The 22,424-nt window shown below is 68.0% G+C and carries 22 protein-coding genes and 1 tRNA gene; 18 read left to right on the top strand and 5 right to left on the bottom strand.

The window, feature by feature from the left end:
* Nucleotides 1-2: 2 nt before the first annotated feature.
* From RSP_RS14155 to RSP_RS14145, 3 genes are all read right to left on the bottom strand, one after another.
* Nucleotides 3-968: a KpsF/GutQ family sugar-phosphate isomerase gene (locus RSP_RS14155; protein WP_017139988.1), complete on the bottom strand. Its 966-nt coding sequence runs from the start codon at nt 966-968 to the stop codon at nt 3-5.
* Entirely contained in the window at nt 949-1,563 is a 615-nt protein-coding gene (locus RSP_RS14150; protein ID WP_011338751.1) for a ribonuclease D, read from the bottom strand. The genes RSP_RS14155 and RSP_RS14150 overlap by 20 nt, the downstream gene beginning before the upstream one ends.
* A 33-nt stretch (nt 1,564-1,596) precedes the next feature.
* Nucleotides 1,597-1,681 (bottom strand) — tRNA-Leu (locus RSP_RS14145).
* 151 nt (nt 1,682-1,832) lie between these two features.
* Between RSP_RS14145 and RSP_RS14140 the strand changes: the two genes are divergently transcribed.
* From RSP_RS14140 to RSP_RS22260, 11 genes are all read left to right on the top strand, one after another.
* Nucleotides 1,833-2,819, top strand: coding sequence for a complex I NDUFA9 subunit family protein (locus RSP_RS14140; protein WP_011338750.1), 987 nt, complete (start codon nt 1,833-1,835; stop codon nt 2,817-2,819).
* Between the two features lie 32 nt (nt 2,820-2,851).
* Entirely contained in the window at nt 2,852-3,658 is an 807-nt protein-coding gene (locus RSP_RS14135) for an undecaprenyl-diphosphate phosphatase (RefSeq protein ID WP_002721584.1), read from the top strand.
* 164 nt (nt 3,659-3,822) lie between these two features.
* Nucleotides 3,823-5,250, top strand: coding sequence for an NAD(P)-dependent oxidoreductase (locus tag RSP_RS14130; protein WP_011338749.1), 1,428 nt, complete (start codon nt 3,823-3,825; stop codon nt 5,248-5,250).
* Between the two features lie 95 nt (nt 5,251-5,345).
* A complete protein-coding gene (locus tag RSP_RS14125; RefSeq protein WP_227590612.1) occupies nt 5,346-6,074 on the top strand; it encodes a hypothetical protein in 729 nt (242 codons plus the stop codon).
* A complete protein-coding gene (locus RSP_RS14120; RefSeq protein ID WP_011338748.1) occupies nt 6,064-6,501 on the top strand; it encodes a GFA family protein in 438 nt (145 codons plus the stop codon). Before RSP_RS14125 ends, RSP_RS14120 begins: the two co-directional genes overlap by 11 nt.
* A gap of 3 nt (nt 6,502-6,504) precedes the next feature.
* Nucleotides 6,505-11,043: a glutamate synthase large subunit gene (gltB, locus tag RSP_RS14115; RefSeq protein WP_002721575.1), complete on the top strand. Its 4,539-nt coding sequence runs from the start codon at nt 6,505-6,507 to the stop codon at nt 11,041-11,043.
* Between the two features lie 253 nt (nt 11,044-11,296).
* On the top strand, nt 11,297-12,037 hold the full coding sequence (gene mtgA / locus RSP_RS14110) for a monofunctional biosynthetic peptidoglycan transglycosylase (protein WP_011338747.1): 741 nt from the start codon (nt 11,297-11,299) through the stop codon (nt 12,035-12,037).
* Between the two features lie 80 nt (nt 12,038-12,117).
* Nucleotides 12,118-12,783 (top strand): FtsZ-binding protein FzlA, encoded by a 666-nt coding sequence (gene fzlA, locus RSP_RS14105; protein ID WP_023003737.1) that lies wholly within the window; start codon nt 12,118-12,120, stop codon nt 12,781-12,783.
* A gap of 59 nt (nt 12,784-12,842) precedes the next feature.
* On the top strand, nt 12,843-13,889 hold the full coding sequence (gene queG, locus RSP_RS14100) for a tRNA epoxyqueuosine(34) reductase QueG (protein WP_011338745.1): 1,047 nt from the start codon (nt 12,843-12,845) through the stop codon (nt 13,887-13,889).
* 28 nt (nt 13,890-13,917) lie between these two features.
* Nucleotides 13,918-14,325, top strand: a complete 408-nt coding sequence (locus RSP_RS14095) for a DUF1294 domain-containing protein (protein WP_011338744.1) — start codon at nt 13,918-13,920, stop codon at nt 14,323-14,325.
* 68 nt (nt 14,326-14,393) lie between these two features.
* Nucleotides 14,394-14,564: a hypothetical protein gene (locus RSP_RS22260; protein WP_009563185.1), complete on the top strand. Its 171-nt coding sequence runs from the start codon at nt 14,394-14,396 to the stop codon at nt 14,562-14,564.
* 86 nt (nt 14,565-14,650) lie between these two features.
* Here the strand turns inward: RSP_RS22260 and RSP_RS14090 are convergent, their stop codons facing one another.
* On the bottom strand, nt 14,651-15,517 hold the full coding sequence (locus RSP_RS14090; RefSeq protein WP_002721560.1) for a branched-chain amino acid aminotransferase: 867 nt from the start codon (nt 15,515-15,517) through the stop codon (nt 14,651-14,653).
* 155 nt (nt 15,518-15,672) lie between these two features.
* On the opposite strand from RSP_RS14090, the gene RSP_RS14085 reads away from it, so the two are divergent.
* The 7 genes from RSP_RS14085 to RSP_RS14055 all read left to right on the top strand — a co-directional run bounded on the left by RSP_RS14085 (nt 15,673) and on the right by RSP_RS14055 (nt 21,567).
* Complete coding sequence (locus RSP_RS14085; protein ID WP_011338743.1) at nt 15,673-16,182, top strand: MarR family winged helix-turn-helix transcriptional regulator; 510 nt, start codon at nt 15,673-15,675, stop codon at nt 16,180-16,182.
* On the top strand, nt 16,179-16,877 hold the full coding sequence (locus tag RSP_RS14080; protein WP_009563182.1) for a response regulator: 699 nt from the start codon (nt 16,179-16,181) through the stop codon (nt 16,875-16,877). The genes RSP_RS14085 and RSP_RS14080 overlap by 4 nt, the downstream gene beginning before the upstream one ends.
* Nucleotides 16,878-16,997: 120 nt before the next feature.
* Nucleotides 16,998-17,921: a histone deacetylase family protein gene (locus RSP_RS14075; RefSeq protein ID WP_011338742.1), complete on the top strand. Its 924-nt coding sequence runs from the start codon at nt 16,998-17,000 to the stop codon at nt 17,919-17,921.
* Entirely contained in the window at nt 17,918-18,157 is a 240-nt protein-coding gene (locus RSP_RS14070; RefSeq protein ID WP_002721552.1) for an exodeoxyribonuclease VII small subunit, read from the top strand. Before RSP_RS14075 ends, RSP_RS14070 begins: the two co-directional genes overlap by 4 nt.
* Nucleotides 18,154-19,023, top strand: a complete 870-nt coding sequence (locus RSP_RS14065; RefSeq protein ID WP_011338741.1) for a polyprenyl synthetase family protein — start codon at nt 18,154-18,156, stop codon at nt 19,021-19,023. Before RSP_RS14070 ends, RSP_RS14065 begins: the two co-directional genes overlap by 4 nt.
* 9 nt (nt 19,024-19,032) lie before the next feature.
* Complete coding sequence (dxs, locus tag RSP_RS14060; RefSeq protein WP_011338740.1) at nt 19,033-20,946, top strand: 1-deoxy-D-xylulose-5-phosphate synthase; 1,914 nt, start codon at nt 19,033-19,035, stop codon at nt 20,944-20,946.
* 279 nt (nt 20,947-21,225) lie between these two features.
* Nucleotides 21,226-21,567, top strand: a complete 342-nt coding sequence (locus tag RSP_RS14055; protein WP_002721547.1) for a DUF2794 domain-containing protein — start codon at nt 21,226-21,228, stop codon at nt 21,565-21,567.
* Between the two features lie 3 nt (nt 21,568-21,570).
* On the opposite strand, the gene RSP_RS14050 is transcribed toward RSP_RS14055, so the two are convergent.
* Nucleotides 21,571-22,377, bottom strand: a complete 807-nt coding sequence (locus RSP_RS14050; protein WP_017139985.1) for an LOG family protein — start codon at nt 22,375-22,377, stop codon at nt 21,571-21,573.
* Nucleotides 22,378-22,424: the final 47 nt, after the last annotated feature.

Here is a 22,424-nt window from a genome sequence, read left to right as displayed (position 1 = left end):
GCTCAGGCCACTCCGGCGCGGAGGCAGTCGTGAATATGGATCAGCCCCTCCGCCGCGCCCGACCCCTCGGGATCGACCACGAAGAGCGACGTGATCTTGCGGCCGTTCATGACCGCCACGGCCTTCTCGGCCAGAGCGTCGGGGGCGATGGTGAGAGGGTGGCGCGTCATCACATCTTCGACAGAGAGCGACAGAAGCCCGTCGAGATGACGGCGGAGGTCGCCGTCGGTGATGATTCCCGCAAGCCGGCCCTCGGGTCCGGTGACGCCGAGGACGCCGAACCCGAGGCGGCTCATGGTGATGAGGGCCTCGCCCATCGAGGTGCCCATCGCAACCAGCGGCAGGTCGCGGTGCATGAGATCGGCCACGCGCGCGAGCCGCGCCCCGAGCTTGCCGCCCGGATGGAAGACGCGGAAATGCTCGGGCGTGAACTGGCGGTGCTCCATCAGCGCCACGGCCAGCGCATCGCCCAGGGCCAGCGTCATCGTGGTCGAGGAGGTGGGCACGATGCCGTTGCCGCAGGCCTCGGGGGCGGGCGGCAGCAGCAGGGCCACGTCGGACTGGCGCAGCAGCGTGGACTGGGCGCGGCTCGCGACGCCGATCAGCGGAATGTCGAAGCGCCGCGTGTGGGCGATGATGTCGGCCAGCTCGGGCGTCTCGCCCGAATTCGACAGCACCAGCGCGACATCGTCCCGCGTGACCATGCCGAGATCGCCATGGCTGGCTTCGGCCGGATGGACGAACTGCGCAGGCGTGCCGGTCGAGGCGAGGGTCGCGGTGATCTTGCGCCCGATATGGCCCGACTTGCCCATGCCCGAGACGATCACGCGCCCGCGGGCGCGCAGGATCGTCTCGACCGCAGCGCCGAAACTGTCGTCGAGGCTCGCGCCCAGCATCGTGAGGGCCGTGGTCTCGGCCTCGATCACCCGCCGGGCGGTCGCGAGAAAGTCAGTGGTGGAAGATGTCATTCGGTTCGTCCCAGCCCATGAGGTCGAGCTCTGCCCGCGTGGGAAGGAAATCGAAACAGCGTTGCGCCAGTTCCATCCGGCCCTCGCGCAGCAGCCGTGCCTCCAGCTCGTCCTTGAGCCGGTGCAGATGGAGCACGTCGGAGGCGGCATAGTCCTTCTGCGCATCCGTCAGCTCGGCCGCGCCCCAGTCGGAGGTCTGCTGCTGCTTCGAGACGTCCACGCCGACCAGTTCGAGCAACAGATATTTCAGCCCGTGCCGATCGGTGAAGGTTCGCACCATCTTCGAAGCGATCTTGGTGCACCAGACGGGCTCGGTGCGCACGCCGAAGGCCCGCTTCAGCGCGGCGATGTCGAACCGGCCGAAATGGAACAGCTTCAGCACCTGCGGGTCGGTCAGAAGACGCTCGAGATTGGGGGCGCTGGTCTGACCGCGCTCGATCTGCACCAGATGCGCATCGCCGTCGCCCGCCGAGAGCTGAACGACGCAGAGACGGTCGCGCCGCGGGTCGAGGCCCATGGTCTCGGTGTCGATGGCCACGACCGGGCCGAGGACGAGACCGTCCGGCAGGTCGTTGCGATGCAGATGGATTGTCACTGCCTGATCCTTCGAATTGGCACGAAGGATCGATGGTGCCCAGGAGAGGACTCGAACCTCCACGCCTTGCGGCACACGGACCTGAACCGTGCGCGTCTACCAATTCCGCCACCTGGGCAGGTGTCGTGAGGGGCGATTTATATGGGGGATTCGGCAGTGTCAACGGGGTGTCACGAAAAAAGGCGAAGCTCATTGGCGCTTGTTCCGCAGCCCCCGTAAAGTTATGGGAAGGGGCAATCTTTGATGACCATGCCGGGCGAGGACGGAAGATGAGCAAGCTTGTGACGATCTACGGCGGGTCGGGCTTCGTGGGACGTTACATCGCCCGCCGGATGGCCCAGGAAGGCTGGCGCGTGCGCGTGGCCGTTCGCCGTCCGAACGAGGCGCTGTTCGTCAAGCCCTACGGTGTCGTGGGGCAGGTGGAGCCCGTCTTCTGCAACATCCGCGACGATGCCTCGGTGCGCGCCGTCATGCACGGCGCGGATGCGGTGGTGAACTGCGTGGGGATCCTTGCCGAAAGCGGCAAGAACCGATTCCAGTCGGTGCAGGCCGAAGGCGCCGCCCGCGTGGCGCGGATCGCCGCCGCCGAGGGCGTGCAGACGCTGGTGCAGCTGTCGGCCATCGGCGCCGATGCGCAGTCGCCGAGCGCCTATGGCCGCACCAAGGCCGCAGGCGAGGCGGCCGTGCGCGAGGCCTTCCCGCGGGCGGTGATCCTGCGTCCGTCGGTGATCTTCGGACCCGAGGACGATTTCTTCAACCGCTTCGCCCAGATGACGCGCTTCAGTCCGGTGCTGCCGGTCGTCGGCGGCGCGACGAAATTCCAGCCGGTCTTCGTCGATGACGTGGCGCAGGCGGCGGTGGCGGGCGTCCTCGGCCGGGCGGCGCCGGGCACCTACGAACTGGGCGGCCCGGATGTGGAGACCTTCCGCGACCTGATGAAGATGCTTCTGCGCGTGGTCGAGCGGCGCAAGCTGATCGTGAACGTGCCCTTCTGGGTCGCGAACCTGATCGGCGGCGCGCTGGATCTGGTGCAGACGGCGACCTTCGGGCTGCTGGCCAACAAGACCCTGACCCGCGATCAGGTGCGCAACCTCCGCCGCGACAATATCGTGGCCCCCGACGCCAAGGGCCTCGCCGATCTCGGCATCTCGCCCACCGCGATGGAGGCCGTGCTGCCGGAATATCTCTGGAGCTTCCGGCCGTCGGGGCAATATGCCTCGATCAAGGCTTCGGCGCGGAACCTGCGCAAGACCTGAGCCGAGCCCGGACCGAACAAGACGGAGCGATCATGCTGGACTCGACGACTTTGGTCGCTCTTGTTCTGGGACTGCTGGAAGGCCTGACAGAGTTCATTCCCGTCTCCTCGACGGGGCACCTGCTGCTGGCCGGGCACTTCCTTGGATTTGAAAGCGCGGGGCGCAGCTTCGAGGTGGTGATCCAGCTCGGTGCGGTGCTGGCGGTGCTGACGGTCTATGCCGCCAAGCTCGTCTCGGTGATCCGGGCCGCGCCGCACGACCCGAGGGCCTTCCGTTTTCTCGTGGCGGTGCTGGTGGCCTTCCTGCCCGCGGTGGTGATCGGCGTGCTTGCGCACGGCTTCATCAAGGCGGTGCTGTTCGAGACGCCGATCCTCATCGCGACCATGCTGATCCTCGGGGGGATCGTGCTGCTCTTCGTCGACCGGATGGCGCCGGAGCCCCGCTATGACGATGCGATGGACCTGCCGCTGAACGTGGCGCTGAAGATCGGCTTCATCCAGTGTCTCGCCATGGTGCCGGGCGTGTCGCGGTCGGGCGCGACCATCGTCGGGGGGCTGATGCTGGGCGCGGGCAAGCGCGCGGCGGCGGAGTTCTCCTTCTTCCTCTCCATGCCCACCATGGCCGGCGCCTTCGCCTTCGACCTCTTCAAGAACCGCGACGTGCTGGACGCTTCGGCTCTGGGCGAGATTGCGGTAGGCTTCGTGGCAGCCTTCGTGGCGGCGGTTCTCGTGGTGCGCTGGCTGCTCGGCTATGTGAGCCGGCATGGCTACGCGCTGTTCGGCTGGTGGCGAATCGCAGTGGGATCGGTGGCTCTGGCGGCATTGCTGGCAGGCTACTGAGGGGTTGGGTCAGTGGAGCTGACCTAAAATCTGCGGAAATTGCGCGGCATCAGGTCCGCGTCAGCGAAAAATCGACAAATAGGTCAGCCTTGCTGACTTTTATGCCCGCCGGACCTGGAGTAACACGACCGCACCCCGCAGTCGGCCTCGAGGGAGGGCTCCGCATGGCAAAAGAACCGATGCTCCAGTTCGTCAAGATGGCGAGGGAGACCCCCGAGAAACGTCCGGCTTCGCTGCGTTCTCAGGACTTTCACGAGATCTACCGCGAGTTCGCCGCGGCCACGGCCGCCGAGCAATCGAGCCGGTGCAGCCAGTGCGGCGTGCCCTTCTGCCAGTCGCACTGCCCGCTGCACAACAACATTCCCGACTGGCTGCGCCTGACCGCGACGGGCCGGCTTCAGGAAGCCTACGAGATCAGCCAGGCCACCAACACCTTCCCCGAGATCTGCGGCCGGATCTGTCCGCAGGACCGTCTCTGCGAGGGGAACTGCGTGATCGAGCAGTCGGGCCACGGCACCGTCACCATCGGCGCCGTCGAGAAATACATCACCGACACCGCTTGGGAAAACGGCTGGGTCGTGCCGGGCAAGCCCGCCTACGAGCGGTCGGAGTCGGTCGGTATCATCGGTGCGGGCCCGGGCGGCCTCGCCGCGGCCGACGCGCTGCGCCGGGCGGGCCTTCAGGTCACGGTCTACGACCGCTACGACCGCGCGGGCGGCCTGCTGACCTACGGCATCCCCGGCTTCAAGCTCGAGAAGGACGTGGTCGCGCGCCGCGTCGAGCAGCTCGAGCAGGCGGGCGTCCAGTTCGTGCTGAACTGCAACGTGGGCGAGGATCTGAGCTTCGATGCGATCCGCGGCCAGCACGATGCGGTGCTGATCGCGACCGGCGTCTACAAGCAGCGCGACCTCGCGGCCCCCGGTGTGGGCTCGGCAGGCGTGGTGCAGGCGCTCTCCTACCTCACCGCCTCGAACCGCCGCAGCTTCGGCGACGAGGTGGACGACGACGGCCTCGATGCCAACGGCAAGCGCGTCGTGGTGATCGGCGGCGGCGACACGGCCATGGACTGCGTCCGCACCGCGATCCGGCAGGGCGCCACCAGCGTGAAGTGTCTCTACCGTCGCGACCGGGCCAACATGCCGGGGTCGCAGCGCGAGGTGGCCAATGCCGAGGAGGAGGGCGTGGAGTTCGTCTGGCTCTCGGCGCCGCGCGGCTTCATTGCGGGCGATGCGGTCGAGGGCGTGATCGTGCAGAAGATGCGGCTCGGCGAGCCGGATGCGACGGGGCGGCAGATGCCCGAGATCATCGAGGGCGCCGACTATGTCGAGCCTGCCGATCTCGCGATCATGGCGCTCGGGTTCGAGCCCGAGGATCTGCCGACACTCTGGGGCGTGCCCGACCTGACCGTGACCCGCTGGGGCACGATCAAGGCCGACTTCCGCACCCATGCCACGAGCCTTCCCGGCGTCTATGCCGTGGGCGACATCGTGCGGGGCGCGAGCCTCGTCGTCTGGGCGATCCGCGACGGCCGCGATGCGGCGCAGTCGATCCTCGACTATCTGGCGCAGCCGGCTGTCGTCGCGGCCGAATAGCGCCTCTGCTGGATGCGACCGCCCGGAAGGTCCCGGGCGGCCGGTGCGGGCCGGGCCTCTGGAGAGGCCGGGCGCGAGGTGATGGGACCATGGGCATGACGCTTCTGACGAAGATCCTGGCGGGAGGGCTCGCGCTGATCGCGGCCGCCCCCGCTTTCGGCTCCGGGCGGACCTTCACGCCGCCCGAGGGCTGCACCGCCTTTCTCACCGTGCAGTCGCGCGGCTGCCGCGTGTCGCACCACTACCGCTGCGACAAGGATCCTGCGGGCGACAAGTGGCGCGTGGACTTCGATCAGGAAGGCATCTTCTTCTCCTCCCACATCGACCGCGAGGCGCAGTGGGTCGAGAGCTACGAGATGTTCCCCACCGTGCGGCAGGCGCTCGACCCGAACCCGGCCGATCCGGCCTCCTTCACCGAGCTCCTGAGCGGGGCGGACAGCTATGATTTCGGCCTGACCCGCAGCACGGGCGAGCGGAGCCGCGTGACCGGCTACGACCGGCTGACCGGCCGAAGCTTCACCATCGACGGGATCGTGCTTCAGGAGACCGAGTTCGAATTCACCGAGACGAGCATCGGCGGTACGGTCCTGCGGCAGGCGCAGGGGAACGAATATATCCATCCCGAATGGCGTCTCTTCTTCGCCGGCCCGACCCGGTGGAGCGACGGCACCGGGGGCTCGCTGCCCGTGGACGGCAGCCCCGTCGATTTCGTCTTCCCCGGCGAGCCGGGCTTTCTTGCCACCGAGCCGATCTTCGACTGCGACGCGATCCTGTCGCAGGCGCCCGAGGACGGCCTGATCGTGAAGGTGCGCCATGACCGCTGACCGGACCGGACACTGCCTCTGCGGCGGGGTGCAGATCGCCGTGGCGACCGTCTCGCACGAGATCGGCGCCTGCCATTGCGAGATGTGCCGCCGCTGGACCGGCTCGGCCTTCGTCACGATGATGGTGCCCGAGGCCGCCATGACCGTGACCGGCGCCGAACATGTGAAGGCCTATGCCTCGTCGGCCTGGGCCGAGCGCTGCTTCTGCGGCAGCTGCGGCTCGACGCTCTGGTATCGGCTGACCGGACCGGGAATGCCGCGCGACTACTACATGGCGGCGGGGCTTCTGGATGACCTGAGCGGCATCCGCCTCGCCCACGAGATCTACATCGACCGCAAGCCCGACGCCTGGAGTTTTGCCGGTCCGACCCACCAGATGACGGAAGCCGAGTTTCTCGCCACGCTTCCAGCCAGCCCAGAGGAGTGAGCCATGACGATCTATGATGAAGCCTGGGTGAAAGCCGAAGAGGCGAAGCGGGCCTGGCTGGACGCGAACGGACTCTACAAGGCCGAGGACGAGCATGCCTCCTGCGGCGTGGGCCTCGTCGTCTCGATCTCGGGCACGCCGTCGCGGAAGGTCGTCGAGAGCGGCATCGCCGCGCTGAAGGCCGTCTGGCACCGGGGCGCGGTCGATGCCGACGGCAAGACCGGCGACGGCGCGGGCATCCATGTCCAGATCCCGGTCAAGTTCTTCTACGACCAGATCCGCCGCACCGGCCACGAGCCCGACATGCACAAGCTCGTGGCCGTGGGTCAGGTCTTCCTGCCGCGCACGGACCTCTCCGGCCAGGAACGCTGCCGGACCATCGTCGAGTCCGAAGTGCTGCGCATGGGCCATTACATCTACGGCTGGCGCCATGTGCCGGTGGACACCTCCGTCCTCGGCGAGAAGGCCAATGCCACGCGCCCCGAGATCGAGCAGATCCTGATCCGCTGCGAGAAGGACATCGACGACGAGCAGTTCGAGCGCGAGCTCTACATCATCCGCCGCCGGATCGAGAAGGCGGCGCAGGCGGGCTCGATCCAGGGGCTCTACCTCTGCTCGCTGTCGTGCCGGTCGATCATCTACAAGGGGATGATGCTGGCCGAGCAGGTCGCCACCTTCTACCCCGACCTGCAGGACGAGCGGTTCGAAAGCTCGTTCGCGATCTACCACCAGCGCTATTCCACCAACACCTTCCCGCAATGGTGGCTGGCGCAGCCCTTCCGCATGCTCGCCCACAACGGCGAGATCAACACGCTGAAGGGCAACATCAACTGGATGAAGAGCCACGAGATCCGCATGGCCTCCTCGGCCTTCGGGGATGCGGCCGAGGACATCAAGCCGATCGTCCCGCAGGGCTCGTCCGACTCGGGCGCGCTCGATGCCGTCTTCGAAGTCATGGTGCGCTCGGGCCGCTCGGCGCCGATGGTCAAGACCATGATGGTGCCGGAAGCCTGGTCGAAGACCACGACCGACATGCCGAAGGCATGGGCGGACATGTATGCCTATTGCAACGCGGTGATGGAGCCGTGGGACGGGCCGGCGGCGCTGGCCATGACCGACGGCCGCTGGGTCTGCGGCGGGCTCGACCGCAACGGCCTGCGCCCGATGCGCTATGTGGTGACGGGTGACGGGATGCTCATCGCGGGCTCGGAAGCCGGCATGGTGCCGGTGGACGAGATGAACGTGCGCGAGAAGGGCGCGCTCGGGCCGGGCCAGCTCATCGCGGTCGACATGGCCGAGGGCAAGCTCTACCACGACGCCGAGCTCAAGGACACGCTGGCGGCCTCGCAGCCCTTCGGCGACTGGATCGAGAAGGTCGTGGACCTGAACGCGATCCTCGCCGACGTGCCAGAGCAGCGCATGTTCGCGCCGGCGGAGCTGCGCAAGCGCCAGATCGCGGCCGGCTTCTCGGTCGAGGAGATCGAGCAGGTGCTCGTGCCGATGGCCGAGGACGGCAAGGAGATGATCGCCTCGATGGGCGATGACACGCCGCCCGCGGTGCTGTCGTCGGTCTACCGGCCGCTCAGCCACTTCTTCCGGCAGAACTTCAGCCAGGTCACGAACCCGCCCATCGACTCGCTCCGCGAGAGCCGGGTGATGAGCCTCAAGACCCGGTTCGGCAACCTCAAGAACGTGCTCGACGAACATTCGAGCCAGACCGAGATCCTGATCCTCGAGAGCCCCTTCGTCGCGAACTCCGAGTTCGAGACGATGCTGTCGCAGTTCGGCACCAACGTGGCGACCATCGACTGCACCTTCCCGGCCGACCATCACCACGATGCGCTGCGCCACGGACTCGAGCGGATCCGCGCCGAGGCCGAGGATGCGGTGCGCTCGGGTGCGGCCCATATCGTGCTGACCGACCAGAACCAGGGCCCCGGGGCAGTGCCGATGCCGATGATCCTCGCGACTTCGGCGGTCCATTCCTGGCTGACCCGCAAGGGGCTTCGGACCTTCACCTCGATCAATGTGCGCTCGGCCGAGTGCATCGACCCGCATTACTTCGCGGTGCTGATCGGCTGCGGCGCCACCACGGTGAACGCCTATCTGGCGCAGGACACGATCGCCGACCGCATCGAGCGCGGCCTCCTCGAGGGCAACCTGAACGACGCGATGCGCCGCTACCGCGACGCGATCAACGCGGGGCTTCTGAAGATCATGTCGAAGATGGGGATCTCGGTGATCTCCTCCTATCGCGGCGGTCTGAACTTCGAGGCCGTGGGTCTTTCGCGGGCCATGGTGGCCGAATATTTCCCCGGCATGCACAGCCGCATCTCGGGGATCGGCACCTCGGGCATCCAGCACAAGCTGGAGCAGATCCACGCGAAGGGCTGGCTCGGCGGGTCGGACGTGCTGCCCATCGGCGGCTTCTACAAGGCGCGGCGCTCGGGCGAGAAACACGCCTGGGAAGCCTCGACCATGCATATGCTGCAGCAAGCCTGCGACCGGGCCAGCTACGACATCTGGAAGCAGTTCTCGGCCACGCTGCGGGCCAACCCGCCGATCCATCTGCGCGATCTGCTGGACATCAAGACGCTCGGCCGTCCGGTGCCCATCGAGGAAGTCGAATCGATCACCTCGATCCGCAAGCGGTTCGTGACGCCGGGCATGTCGCTGGGCGCGCTCTCGCCCGAGGCGCACAAGACGCTGAACATCGCCATGAACCGGATCGGCGCCAAATCCGACTCGGGCGAAGGCGGCGAGGATCCGGCGCATTTCGTGCCGGAGCCCAACGGCGACAACCCGTCGGCCAAGATCAAGCAGGTCGCCTCGGGCCGCTTCGGCGTGACCGCCGAATACCTGAACGCCTGCGAAGAGCTCGAGATCAAGGTGGCGCAGGGTGCCAAACCCGGCGAGGGCGGCCAGCTTCCGGGCATGAAGGTGACCGAACTCATTGCGCGGCTCCGGCATTCGACGCCGGGCGTGACGCTGATCTCGCCGCCGCCGCACCACGACATCTACTCGATCGAAGATCTCGCGCAGCTGATCTATGACCTGAAGCAGATCAACCCGCGCGCCAAGGTCACGGTCAAGCTGGTGGCGGCCTCGGGCGTGGGCACGATTGCGGCGGGCGTGGCCAAGGCCAAGGCCGACGTGATCCTGATCTCGGGCCACAACGGCGGCACCGGGGCCTCGCCCGGCACCTCGATCAAATATGCGGGCCTGCCGTGGGAGATGGGCCTGACCGAGGCGCATCAGGTTCTGGCGATGAACAACCTGCGCGACCGGGTGACGCTGCGCACGGACGGCGGCCTCAGGACGGGCCGCGACATCGTCATGGCCGCGATGATGGGGGCCGAGGAATATGGCATCGGCACCGCCGCGCTGATCGCCATGGGCTGCATCATGGTGCGCCAGTGCCAATCGAACACCTGCCCGGTGGGCGTCTGCACGCAGGACAAGAAGCTGCGCGAGAAGTTCACCGGCTCGGCGGACAAGGTGGTGAACCTCATCACCTTCTATGCCCAGGAAGTGCGCGAGATCCTCGCCTCCATCGGCGCCCGCTCGATGGACGAGATCATCGGCCGCGCCGACCTCCTGACCCAGGTGAGCCGGGGGGCCGCGCATCTCGACGACCTCGACCTCAACCCGCTCCTCATCACCGTGGACGGGTCGAACCGCATCACCTACGACCGGTCGAAGCCGCGCAATGCGGTGCCGGACACGCTCGATGCCGAGATCGTCAAGGATGGCGCGCGCTTCTTCGAGGATGGCGAGAAGATGCAGCTCTCCTACGCGGTGCGGAACACGCACCGCACCATCGGCACGCGCGCCTCGAGCCATATCGTGCGGAAATACGGGATGCGGAACAACCTGCAGCCCGACCATCTGACGGTGAAGCTGACAGGCTCCTGCGGGCAGTCTCTGGGCGCCTTCGCGGCCAAGGGGCTGAAGATCGAGGTCGCGGGCGATGCCAACGACTATGTGGCCAAGGGCCTGTCGGGCGGCACCATCGTGGTCCATCCGCAGATGGAGAGCCCGCTTGTGGCGGCCGAGAACACGATCATCGGCAACACCGTGCTCTACGGGGCGACCGACGGCTTCCTCTTTGCCGCCGGCCGTGCGGGCGAGCGGTTCGCGGTGCGGAACTCGGGCGCCAAGGTGGTGGTCGAGGGCTGCGGCTCGAACGGCTGCGAATATATGACCGGCGGCGTCGCGGTGATCCTCGGGCGGATCGGCGCGAACTTCGGCGCGGGCATGACCGGGGGCATGGCCTATCTCTACGACCCTTCGGGCGTGGCGGAGGATTTCATGAACCTCGAGACTCTCGTGACCTGTGCGATCGGCCATCCGCACTGGGAGGCTCAGCTGAAGGGCCTGATCGAGCGCCATGTGCGCGAGACGGGCAGCCGCCACGCTGCGCGCATCCTGAACGACTGGGAGACCGAGCGGGCGAATTTCCTGCAGGTCTGCCCGAAGGAGATGCTGGTGCATCTGCCCTTCCCGCTGTCGGACGAGCCGCAGGCCGTCCCCGCGGAGTGAAGCGACGGAGAGGGGGGCTGCGGCCCCCCTTTCTATCCGCGTGCCACGGCATCCTCTGCCCACGGGGCCGCTCCGGCCGTCCGCCGGCAGAGCCCGCCTCGCGCGCTGTCTCCCGAGGGCGGCCGCGCCGCCCGCGCGGGCCGCGACGAAATCGAGGAGGGCGCCCCGTCATGGCGCGACCCCTCGCAGCGCTGGTCCGGGTGGGCGGAAGTTCGCTTGACCCGTGGAGACGGTTCGTGTCCAAGGTCGGCTCATGACCGCGCGCAAGACGACCCGTCGCAAGGCCGCCCCGCCTCCGCCCGAGCCCGAGGCGCCGCCCGCTCTTCCGCTGCGGCGCCGCCTGCGGCGCTGGGCTCTGACCGGCGCCGGCTGGGGGGTGGTCACGGCCATCTTGCTCGTGCTGTTCTTCGGCCTCGTGAACCCGCCCACCACGCCCTACATGATGAGCGAGAGCCTCCGGCTCGGCTCGGTCGATCACGAATGGGCGGACTGGGACGAGATCGCGCCGGTGATGGCGCGTTCGGTGGTGGCGGCGGAAGATGCGAATTTCTGCCTGCACTGGGGGTTCGACATGACCGCCATCCGCGCGGCAATCGATGCGGGCGGCAACCGGGGCGCTTCGACCCTGTCGCAGCAGGTGACGAAGAACGTCTTCCTCTGGCAGGGCCGCAGTTGGCCGCGCAAGGCGCTCGAGGCGATGATGACGCCGCTGGTCGAGACGATCTGGACCAAGCGGCGGATCCTCGAAGTCTATCTGAACGTGGCGGAATTCGACGAGGGGGTGTTCGGGATCCGCGCCGCTTCGGAACATTATTTCGGTGTCGAACCGGCCAAGCTCACTGCGCAGCAGTCGGCGCGTCTGGCGGCCGTCCTGCCGGATCCGAAGGTGCGCTCGGCCGCCAGCCCGGGGCCGGTGGTGCGCCGCCGCTCGGCCGCGATTCTCGATGGGGCGAACACCATCCGGCGCGACGGGCGGGCCGCCTGCTTCGAGTAGCGGGCCCGAGCGGGATTGCATCCCGGCGCCCTTCGCGGCATTGAAGGGGGGCTCCCCGCCTCCGAAAGATGACATTTGCGATGAACCGTCTCTATCACGTTCCGCTGTCGCCCTTCTGCCGCAAGGTGCGACTCACGCTTGCCGAGAAGAAGATCGAGGTGGAGCTGGTCGAGGAGCGCTTCTGGGACCCCTCGCCCGACTTCCTGCGCCGCAACCCGGCCGGCAAGGTTCCGGTGCTCCGGATGGACACCAGGGTTCTCTCGGAGAGCCAGGCGATCTGCGAATATATCGAGGAGACCGTGCCTGCGCCGCCGCTCATGCCGCGCGACGTGGATGGGCGCTTCGAGGTGCGCAGGCTCTGCGCCTGGTTCGACGACAAGTTCCACAACGAGGTCACCTCGAAGCTGCTCTATGAGCGGGTGAACAAGAAGCTGATGGGGCAGGGCTATCCGGATTCGAAGAACGTGAAGTTCGGCTCGAACCGGATCAAGTATCACCTCGATTACATGGCCTGGCTTCTGGACCAGCGGCGGTGGCTGGCGGGCGATGTCATGACGCTCGCCGATTTCACCGCAGCCGCGCAGCTGTCCTGTCTCGATTACATCTCGGACGTGGACTGGAACCGACATGCGGTGGTCAAGGACTGGTATGCCAAGATCAAGTCGCGCCCGGCCTTCCGGCCGCTTCTGGCCGATCAGGTGCCGGGCTTCCCGCAGCCCGCCCATTATGCGGATCTGGATTTCTGAGCGGACCCGTGCGGGGGGCTTCACGCCCCCCGCGCCCCCCGTGGGATATTTGAGCCAGAATGAAAGCCGATGAGACGCTGAGGGAGCGCCTGGAGGCGCGTGCGCGGGCGGAAGGCTTCGCGCGGCTCGGCATCTGTGCCCCCGACGCGACACCGGAAACGGCGGGGCGCCTGCGCGCGTTTCTCGCCGCCGGGCGGCAGGGGCAGATGGGCTGGATGGAGGAGCGCGAGGCCTGGCGCGGCTCGGCCGCGGCGCTCTGGCCCGAGGCGCGCTCGATCATCATGCTGGCCGAGCTCTATACGCCGGAGGAGGATCCGCGGCAGGTGCTGGAGGCGCGGGGGCACGGGGCGGTCTCGGTCTATGCGCAGGGCAGGGATTACCACGATCTCGTCAAGAAGCGGCTGAAGCGGCTCGGGCGCTGGCTGGTGGCGGAGACGGGATGCGAGATCAAGGTCTTCGTCGATACGGCGCCGGTGATGGAGAAGCCCTTGGCGCAGGCCGCCGGGCTCGGCTGGCAGGGCAAGCACACCAACCTTCTGAGCCGCGAGCTGGGCAACTGGTTCTTTCTGGGCGCCATCTTCACCACGCTCGAGCTGCCGCGCGACGCGCCCGGGCGCGAGCATTGCGGCTCGTGCCGGGCCTGCCTCGACGCCTGTCCCACCGGGGCCTTTCCGGCGCCGTTCCAGCTCGATGCGCGGCGCTGCATCTCCTATCTGACCATCGAGCACCGGGGCCCGGTCGAGGAAGAGCTGCGGGCGCGGATGGGCAACCGGATCTACGGCTGCGACGATTGCCTTGCGGCCTGCCCGTGGAACAAGTTCGCGCAGGCGGCTTCCGAGATCGGCTATGCGGCGCGGGTGGGGGCTCCGCCCCTCGCGGAGCTGGCGGGACTGGACGAGGCGGGCTTCCGGGCGCGCTTCTCGGGCAGCCCGATCAAGCGCATCGGGCGCGACCGGTTCCTGCGCAACGTGCTTTACGCCATCGGCAATTCGGGCGATCGGCGGCTTCGGGCGGCGGCTGCGCCGCATGTGGACGACCCCGACATGGCGGTGGCGGATGCGGCACGCTGGGCGCTGGCGCGGCTGGACGAAAAATCGGCACAGTGAGGGGCCATATCCGTGGCGTGAGGTGCCGATGCCCGTTCCGAGTCTTCCCGCCGCCCTGGCGATCTACCTCCTGTTCGCGAACCTTCTTACCTGGTTCGCCTTCCGTCTGGACAAGCGGCGCGCTGCGTCGGGCGGCTGGCGCTTTCCGGAGGCCAACCTGCTCGCGCTCAGCGCGGCGGGGGGCTGGATCGGGGCGAAGATCGCGCAGCGCCAGTTCCGGCACAAGACGCGCAAGCAGCCCTTTGCGCGCCGTCTCAATGTCGTAGCGGCCGGCTGGATCGCGCTGGGCACGGCGCTTGTCCTTGGTGCGCAGGAGCCGCTGGCCGCCCGCGCGACGGCGGCGCTTGCCGGTCTTGCAGGGGCGGGATCGTTGTTTGCGCCGGCGGAAGCGCCGCGCCGATTGCCGCACCGCTTCGGTCCGGGCTCGGAACCTTAGGCGGAAAGCTTGGTTGGAGGGCCGTTCTGCCCTATGCTGGGGCGGTCTGAAACTGAAGGAGGACAGACATGAGCCGTCACCTCGCTGACAAGCGCACCCCTTCGGACGGCGGACGGGTGAAGAACTTCCTGCGGCTGGCCCGCCATCCGCGGTCCCTCTGGCACCGCGAGGAGGCCCGGCCGGCCGGCAACCGCCGCGTGCTCGAGTTCCTGCGCATCGCGCGGGGCCGCGAGGCCTGATCGAAGGCTGAAGACGAGGGTCGGGGGCGTGCCTGCGGGCGCGCCCTTCTGATTGCGGGCGCGCCCGCGCGACGCGCCCTGTCCGGTCAGGCGCGGACGAGCTTCTCGTAGTCGGTCGCGATCTCGCGGGTGAGGGCGCCCACCTCGAAGCTGTAGTCGCCGATCCGGCCGACCGGGGTGACCTCGGCGGCGGTGCCGGTCAGCCAGCATTGCTCGAACCCTTCGAGCTCCGAGGCCTCGATGTAGCGCTCATGCACCTTGATGCCCTTGTCGCGCAGCATCCCGATCACCGTCTGGCGGGTGATCCCGTTCAGGATCGCATCCGGCAGCGGGGTGTGAACCTCGCCATCCTTCACGAAGAAGATGTTGGCGCCGGTCGCTTCGGCGACATAGCCGCGGTAGTCGAACATCATCGCGTCCGAGCAGCCCTTCGCCTCGGCTGCGTGCTTCGACATGGTGCAGATCATGTAGAGGCCCGACGCCTTGGCCGCCGAGGGGATCGTCTCGGGCGAGGGCCGTTTCCACTTCGAGATGTCGAGCTTGGCGCCCTTGAACTTGGCGTCGCCGTAGTAGTTGCCCCAGGACCAGACCGCGACGGCCACGCGGATCGGGTTGCGGGACGAGGCGACGCCCATATCCTCGCCGGCGCCGCGCCAGGCGAGGGCCCGGACATAGGCGTCGGTCAGGCCGTTGGCCTCGAGCGTGGCCTTCTTCGCCGCCTCGATCTCCTCGACCGTATAGGGCAGCGGCATGTCCAGCAGCTCGCCGGACCTGCGCAGCCGCTCGGAATGTTCGACCGACTTGAAGATCTTGCCGTTGTAGCAGCGCTCGCCTTCGAAGACGGACGAGGCATAGTGGAGGGCGTGGGTCAGGATATGCACCTTCGCCTCGCGCCATTCCACCAGCTTGCCGTCCATCCAGATCTTGCCGTCGCGATCGTCATATCCAGCCATGTCACCCTCCTGCGCATAGGCGCTTTGCATAAATTGCGCAAGATAGGTCCGCACCGGGCATAAAGTTGCGCAAATGACGGGCTGTCGGTAACAGTTGAGTCTTGGAAAGTCAACAAGGCTGACATAAAATCTGGGCGACAACGGGGGGGAAGATCATGTCGCAAGGAGCACCGGGACCCGGGGGCGGCGAGTCGCTCCTGTTCCTGACGGACGAGCAGCTCAGGAAGGGCATCGAGGCGATGTTCTTTGCCTATAGGGGTTTCACCGCCGATCCCGACCGCATCCTCGAGGATCTCGATTACGGGCGCGCGCACCACCGCGCGATGCACTTCATCCATCGCAGCCCCGGCACCACGGTGAACAATCTCCTGTCGATCCTGGGCGCCACGAAGCAGAGCCTGAACCGGGTGCTGCGGACGCTGATCGAGGATGGGCTGGTCGAGAGCCGGATCGGTCGGGTGGACAAGCGCGAGCGCCACCTCTACCTCACGCCGAAGGGAACGGAGCTTGAGCGCACCCTGTCGGACGCGCAGCGGGCGCGGATGCGGGCGGCTTATCGGTCTGCCGGACCCGCGGTGGTGCAGGGGTTCCGGCAGGTGCTCGAGGCGATGATGGATCCGGAGTTGCGGCGTCAGTATCAGACGCTGAAGGAGGGTGGGGCGTGAGTGAGCCACAGGCGCATCTTCTCGTGGTGGACGATGACGAGCGCATCCGGAGCCTTCTGCAGAAGTTCCTGATCCGGAACGGATTCCTCATCTCGACGGCCCGCGATGCGGCGCAGGCGCGGCGGCTGCTCGACGGGCTCGAGTTCGACATGATCGTGCTCGACGTGATGATGCCGGGCGAGGACGGGGTGTCGCTGACCCGGTCCCTGCGCGAGGATCTGGCCACGCCGATCCTTCTGCTGACCGCGCGCGGCGAGACCTCGCACCGGATCGAGGGTCTCGAGGCGGGGGCCGACGATTATCTGGCCAAGCCCTTCGAACCCAAGGAGCTTCTGCTGCGCATCAACGCCATCCTGCGGCGCGTGCCCTCGGCGCGGCCCGAGCTGGGGCCCAAGGTGCTGCATCTGGGCGATGTGCGCTACGATCTCGAGCGGGGCGAATTGTGGCGCGGCACCGAGCCCGTGCGGCTGACGGCGACCGAGGCCGCGCTGATGCGGATCTTCGCGGCCCAGCCCGGCGAGGCGGTCAGCCGCGAGAAGCTGGTGGGAGATCTCGGCCGCGACGACAGCCAGAGCCAGGAGCGGGCGGTGGACGTGCAGATCACGCGGCTGCGCCGGAAGATCGAGGTGGACCCGCGGCAGCCACGCTATCTTCAGACGGTGCGCGGCTCGGGCTACATGCTCGCGCCGGACTGACAGCGGGTTTGCCAGGGTGTCATTCACGAAGCGCGAATGGCGGGCCCTCCTCCGCACGGCCGGGTTGAGATGCCGCGGCTTTCCCCGCAGTCTGCTCCGGCACGACAGGGAGGAGACGGCATGACGGTGGTCTGGATTTCGCACGCAGCATCCGAAGCACATGCGACGCCCGAGGGGCACCCCGAGCGGATCGAGCGGATGGCAGCGGTGGCGGCGGGGATCGACCGGCTGCCGCTCGAGCGGCGCGAGGCGCCGCTGGCGGAAGAGGCTGACGTGCTGCGCTGCCATCCGCAGGCCTATCTCGACCGGATCCGCGCGGCCGAGCCCGCCGAGGGTATTCGCGGGCTCGACCCGGACACCTGGATGTCGCCGGGCTCGTTCGAGGCGGCGATGCGGGCAGTGGGCGGCACCTGCGCCGCCGTCGATCTGGTGCTGGCGGGCGAAGCCTCCTCGGCCTTCGTGGGCTGCCGCCCGCCCGGCCATCACGCCGAGCGCGAGCGGCCGATGGGTTTCTGCCTCTTCGGCTCGGCCGCCATCGCGGCCAAGCGCGCCCTCGATCATCACGGGCTCGACCGGGTCGCGGTGGTGGATTTCGACGTCCACCACGGCAACGGCACGCAGGACCTGCTGTGGGACGAGAGCCGCGCGCTCTTCGTCTCGAGTCACCAGATGCCGCTCTATCCCGGCACCGGGGCGGCCGACGAGCGCGGCGCGCACGGCCAGATCCTGAACCTGCCGCTGGCGCCCGGAAGCGGCAGCGCCGAGATGCGCGCGGCCTGGGAGGAAGCCTTCCGACGCATCGAGGCCTGGCAGCCGGAGCTGATCCTGATCTCGGCGGGCTTCGACGCCCATGCCGCCGATCCGTTGGCCAATCTCAACTGGCGCGAGGCGGATTTCGCCTGGCTGACGGGGCGGCTCTGCGATCTGGCTGCGGCGTCATGCGGCGGGCGGGTGGTATCGACACTCGAGGGGGGATATGATCTGGCTGCCCTCGCCGCGAGCAGCGCGGCGCATGTGGGCGTCCTTCTGGAGCGGAGCGCATGACGGAAAAAGCAGTGGCAGAGATGACGTTCGAAGAGGCGATGGCGGCGCTGGAGGCGGTCGTCACGGCTTTGGAGAAAGGCGACGTGCCGCTGGAAGACTCCATCCGCCTCTATGAGCGCGGCTCGGCGCTCAAGGCGCATTGCGCGCAGAAGCTGAAGGACGCCGAGGACAAGGTGGAGCTGATCCGTGCCGCCGAGGGGCGCGCGACGGCGGCGGTTCCGGCGGAGGGATTGTGAGTTTTTCCAAGGCTTTGACGGATGCGGCCGCGCGCGTTCAGGGGCGGCTCGATGCGGCGCTGGCGGATCGCGAGGATCTGCCGGTCGTCCATGCCATGCGCTATGCGGTGCAGGGCGGCAAGCGGCTGCGGGGTTTCCTCGTGCTCGAATCCGCCCGGCTGCACGGGATCGCGCCCGAGGCGGCGGTGAGTGCTGCGGCCTCTATCGAGGCGCTGCATGCCTACAGCCTCGTGCATGACGACATGCCCTGCATGGACGATGACGACCTGCGCCGCGGCCTGCCGACCGTGCATCGCAAGTGGGACGAATGCACCGCCGTGCTGGCGGGCGACGCGCTGCAGACTCTCGCCTTCGAGCTCTTGGCCGATCCGGCGCTCGGACCCGCCGCGGTGCGGATCGAACTGGTGGCGAGCCTTGCGAAAGCCTCGGGCGCCGAGGGCATGGTGCTGGGCCAGGCACTCGACATCGCGGCCGAGACGGCTGCCGTGCCCCTCACGCTCGATCAGATCACCCACCTTCAGGCCGGCAAGACTGGCGCGCTGATCCGCTGGTCCGCCGAAGCGGGGGCGATCCTCGGGCAGGCGGACCGGGTGCCGCTGCGCCGATACGCCACGGCCCTCGGGCTTGCGTTCCAGATCGCGGACGACATTCTCGATGTCGAGGGCGATGCGGAGAAGGCGGGCAAGCGGCTCCAGAAAGATGCCGAAGCCGGGAAGGCCACCTTCGTCTCGCTTCTCGGGCTCGACGGCGCCAAGGCGCGGGCGCGGGCTCTGGTGGAGGATGCCGAGGCGGCGCTTGCGCCCTATGGGCCAGAGGCAGGAACATTGATCGAGGCGGCGCGCTTCGTCATCTCGCGTGAAAGCTGAAGGAAGAGCATGACCGACAGACCCTGCACGCCGACGCTCGACCGGGTGACGCTCCCGGTGGACATAAAGGGCCTCACGGACCGTGAGTTGCGCTCGCTGGCCGACGAGCTGCGGGCCGAAACGATCTCGGCCGTGTCGGTGACGGGCGGGCATCTGGGCGCAGGCCTCGGCGTGGTGGAGTTGACGGTTGCGCTGCATGCGATCTTCGATGCGCCCCGCGACAAGATCATCTGGGACGTGGGCCACCAGTGCTACCCCCACAAGATCCTGACCGGGCGGCGCGACCGCATCCGCACCCTGCGGCAGGGCGGGGGTCTCTCGGGCTTCACCAAGCGCTCCGAGAGCCCCTATGACTGTTTCGGCGCGGGCCATTCCTCGACCTCGATCTCGGCCGCGGTGGGCTTTGCCGCGGCACGCGAGATGGGCGGCGACACGGGCGACGCGGTGGCGGTGATCGGCGACGGCTCGATGTCGGCCGGCATGGCCTTCGAGGCGCTGAACCACGGCGGGCACCTGAAGAACCGGGTGATCGTGATCCTGAACGACAACGAGATGAGCATCGCGCCGCCGGTGGGGGCGCTGTCGTCCTATCTCTCGCGGCTCTATGCGGGCGCGCCGTTCCAGGACTTCAAGGCGGCCGCCAAGGGAGCGCTCGGGCTTCTGCCCGAACCGTTCCAGGAGGGCGCGCGCCGCGCCAAGGAGATGCTGAAGAGCGTCACCGTCGGCGGCACGCTCTTCGAGGAGCTGGGTTTCTCCTATGTCGGCCCGATCGACGGGCACGATCTCGACCAGCTTCTGCCGGTGCTGCGGACCGTCAAGCAGCGGGCGCATGCGCCGGTGCTGATCCATGTCATCACCAAGAAGGGCAGGGGCTATGCTCCGGCCGAGGCCGCGCGCGACCGTGGCCATGCCACGAACAAGTTCAACGTCCTGACCGGCGCGCAGGTGAAGCCGGTCTCGAACGCCCCCTCCTATACCAAGGTCTTCGCCCAGAGCCTCATCAAGGAGGCCGAGGTCGACGAGCGGATCTGCGCGGTGACGGCCGCCATGCCGGACGGGACGGGGCTCAACCTCTTCGGCGAGCGGTTTCCGAAGCGCACCTTCGATGTGGGCATCGCGGAACAGCATGCGGTGACCTTCTCGGCGGCGCTTGCGGCAGGCGGCATGCGGCCCTTCTGCGCCATCTATTCCACCTTCCTCCAGCGCGGCTACGACCAGATCGTGCATGACGTGGCGATCCAGCGCCTGCCGGTGCGCTTTGCCATCGACCGCGCCGGCCTCGTGGGGGCGGACGGCGCCACCCATGCGGGCTCGTTCGATGTGGCCTTCCTGTCGAACCTGCCCGGCATCGTGGTGATGGCCGCCGCCGACGAGGCCGAGCTCGTCCATATGGTAGCCACCGCCGCCGCCCATGACGAAGGGCCCATCGCCTTCCGCTATCCGCGCGGCGACGGCGTGGGGGTCGAGATGCCGGTGAAGGGCGTGCCGCTCCAGATCGGCCGTGGCCGGGTGGTGAGCGAGGGCACGCGAATCGCGCTCCTGTCCTTCGGCACCCGTCTGGCCGAGGTGCAGGTGGCCGCCGAGGCGCTGGCTGCGCGCGGGATCTCTCCCACGGTTGCGGATGCGCGCTTTGCAAAGCCGCTCGACCGGGATCTGATCCTGCAGCTCGCGGCCCATCACGAGGCGCTCATTACCATCGAGGAGGGCGCCATCGGCGGCTTCGGCAGCCATGTGGCGCAGCTTCTGGCCGAGGCCGGGGTCTTCGACCGCGGCTTCCGGTATCGCTCGATGGTGCTGCCCGACACGTTCATCGACCACAACAGCGCCGAAGTGATGTATGCCACCGCCGGGCTGAATGCGGCCGACATAGAGCGGAAGGCGCTGGAGACGCTGGGGGTGGAGGTCCTCGCCCGCCGCGCCTGATCCGGAGGAGGGCGATCGGAAGCCCCGGCACGCCGGAGCTTCCGCGAGCTCGAATGCCGGTCCGACGGCAGGCAGGGGACAGTTTCTGCCGCCGCCGGGGTTTTCGGCATCTGCTACGGGATCGAAGATGACGGCGGATTGCGTCGCGGCAGAGGTCGATCAATGGCCATTTTCGGGCGCGCCGGACAAGTTCGAGAGGTTTGTGTGCCCCGGTCTCTCGCCGCAGAGCCGCGTCCGAGCGGGCTTGCCTTGCCCGGCCGATTGCGTCAGCCTCGTGACATGACCGTGCAGCCGCCGATCCCTTTCGCGCCGCAGTCACCCGAGCAGGTGAGTTTCGACCGGCACGAACTGGGGCAGATCCTGACCCTCTACGGACGCATGGTGGCGCTGGGCGAATGGCGCGACTATGGCATCTCGCACCTGCGCGACGTGGCGGTCTTCTCGATCTTCCGCCGGACGGCCGAGAGCCCGCTTTACCGGATCGAGAAGCGCCCGAAGCTGCGCGCCCGGCAGGGCATGTATGCGGTGGTGGCGATGGACGGCCAGATCCTCCGCCGCGGGCAGGATCTGGCGCAGGTGCTGCGCGTGCTCGAGCGCAAGCTCATCCGGCCGGTTGACTGACCCTCACTCCCACTCGTCGAGCGCATCGAGCGCCTCGTCGGCCGTCTCGACGAAGCGGAAGAGGCGCAGATCCTCGGGCGCGATCGTGCCCACCTCGGCCAGCGCCTGCCAGTTGATGATCTTCTCCCAGAACTCGCGGCCGAAGAGGAGGAAGGGAATGGGCTTCATCCGCTTGGTCTGGATCAGGGTGAGACTTTCGAACATCTCGTCCAGCGTGCCGAACCCGCCCGGGAAGACCACCACGGCACGGGCGCGCATCAGGAAATGCATCTTCCGCACGGCGAAATAGTGGAAGTTGAACGAGAGGTCCGGCGTCACATAGGCGTTCGGGGCCTGCTCGTGCGGCAGCACGATGTTCAGCCCGATGGATTGCCCGCCCGCCTCGTACGCGCCGAGATTGCCGGCCTCCATCACGCCCGGCCCGCCGCCGGTGACGATCACCAGCTCGCGGCCGTAGGTTTCCATGCTGCGCTCGGTCACGATGCGGGCGAACTTCCGCGCCTCGTCGTAATAGGGCGCCAGCGCGGCCAGCCCCTCGGGCGCCGTGTCCTTGCGCTCGGGCGAGGGGATGCGGGCGCCGCCGAACATCACCACGGTCGAGACGATCCCGCGCTCGTCCATGACGATCTGCGGCTTCATCAGCTCGAGCTGGAGCCGGACGGGACGCAACTCGTCCCGCATGAGAAATTCCGGATCCGCGAAGGCCAGCCGGTAGGCCGGCGCACGGCTCTGCGGCGTGTCCGGCACACGGTGGGCGGATTCCATGTCCTGCGAACTGTCGCGGAACGGGTGGCGGCGGTCGTCTTTCATGATGATCCTTCGGCGCATTGCGGCGAATGGGCCCAGCCTTTATAGGC

Origin of the sequence: Cereibacter sphaeroides 2.4.1, from assembly GCF_000012905.2 — a bacterium.
In the GTDB taxonomy this organism is placed as follows: domain Bacteria; phylum Pseudomonadota; class Alphaproteobacteria; order Rhodobacterales; family Rhodobacteraceae; genus Cereibacter_A; species Cereibacter_A sphaeroides.
The sequence above is the reverse complement of the archived record's forward strand: the minus strand, read 5'-3'. Positions and strand labels throughout refer to the sequence as shown.

Excerpts from the sequence above, each read along its gene's own strand:
- RSP_RS14135 (WP_002721584.1), top strand. The coding sequence starts at position 2,852 with ATGCTGGACTCGACGACTTTGGTCGCTCTTGTTCTGGGACTGCTGGAA.
- RSP_RS14155 (WP_017139988.1), bottom strand. The coding sequence starts at position 968 with ATGACATCTTCCACCACTGACTTTCTCGCGACCGCCCGGCGGGTGATC.
- mtgA (WP_011338747.1), top strand. The coding sequence starts at position 11,297 with ATGACCGCGCGCAAGACGACCCGTCGCAAGGCCGCCCCGCCTCCGCCC.
- RSP_RS14095 (WP_011338744.1), top strand. The coding sequence starts at position 13,918 with ATGCCCGTTCCGAGTCTTCCCGCCGCCCTGGCGATCTACCTCCTGTTC.
- RSP_RS14075 (WP_011338742.1), top strand. The coding sequence starts at position 16,998 with ATGACGGTGGTCTGGATTTCGCACGCAGCATCCGAAGCACATGCGACG.
- dxs (WP_011338740.1), top strand. The coding sequence starts at position 19,033 with ATGACCGACAGACCCTGCACGCCGACGCTCGACCGGGTGACGCTCCCG.
- fzlA (WP_023003737.1), top strand. The coding sequence starts at position 12,118 with ATGAACCGTCTCTATCACGTTCCGCTGTCGCCCTTCTGCCGCAAGGTG.
- queG (WP_011338745.1), top strand. The coding sequence starts at position 12,843 with ATGAAAGCCGATGAGACGCTGAGGGAGCGCCTGGAGGCGCGTGCGCGG.
- RSP_RS14055 (WP_002721547.1), top strand. The coding sequence starts at position 21,226 with ATGACCGTGCAGCCGCCGATCCCTTTCGCGCCGCAGTCACCCGAGCAG.
- RSP_RS14140 (WP_011338750.1), top strand. The coding sequence starts at position 1,833 with ATGAGCAAGCTTGTGACGATCTACGGCGGGTCGGGCTTCGTGGGACGT.
- RSP_RS14070 (WP_002721552.1), top strand. The coding sequence starts at position 17,918 with ATGACGGAAAAAGCAGTGGCAGAGATGACGTTCGAAGAGGCGATGGCG.
- RSP_RS22260 (WP_009563185.1), top strand. The coding sequence starts at position 14,394 with ATGAGCCGTCACCTCGCTGACAAGCGCACCCCTTCGGACGGCGGACGG.
- RSP_RS14120 (WP_011338748.1), top strand. The coding sequence starts at position 6,064 with ATGACCGCTGACCGGACCGGACACTGCCTCTGCGGCGGGGTGCAGATC.
- RSP_RS14085 (WP_011338743.1), top strand. The coding sequence starts at position 15,673 with ATGTCGCAAGGAGCACCGGGACCCGGGGGCGGCGAGTCGCTCCTGTTC.
- gltB (WP_002721575.1), top strand. The coding sequence starts at position 6,505 with ATGACGATCTATGATGAAGCCTGGGTGAAAGCCGAAGAGGCGAAGCGG.
- RSP_RS14090 (WP_002721560.1), bottom strand. The coding sequence starts at position 15,517 with ATGGCTGGATATGACGATCGCGACGGCAAGATCTGGATGGACGGCAAG.
- RSP_RS14050 (WP_017139985.1), bottom strand. The coding sequence starts at position 22,377 with ATGAAAGACGACCGCCGCCACCCGTTCCGCGACAGTTCGCAGGACATG.
- RSP_RS14130 (WP_011338749.1), top strand. The coding sequence starts at position 3,823 with ATGGCAAAAGAACCGATGCTCCAGTTCGTCAAGATGGCGAGGGAGACC.
- RSP_RS14125 (WP_227590612.1), top strand. The coding sequence starts at position 5,346 with ATGACGCTTCTGACGAAGATCCTGGCGGGAGGGCTCGCGCTGATCGCG.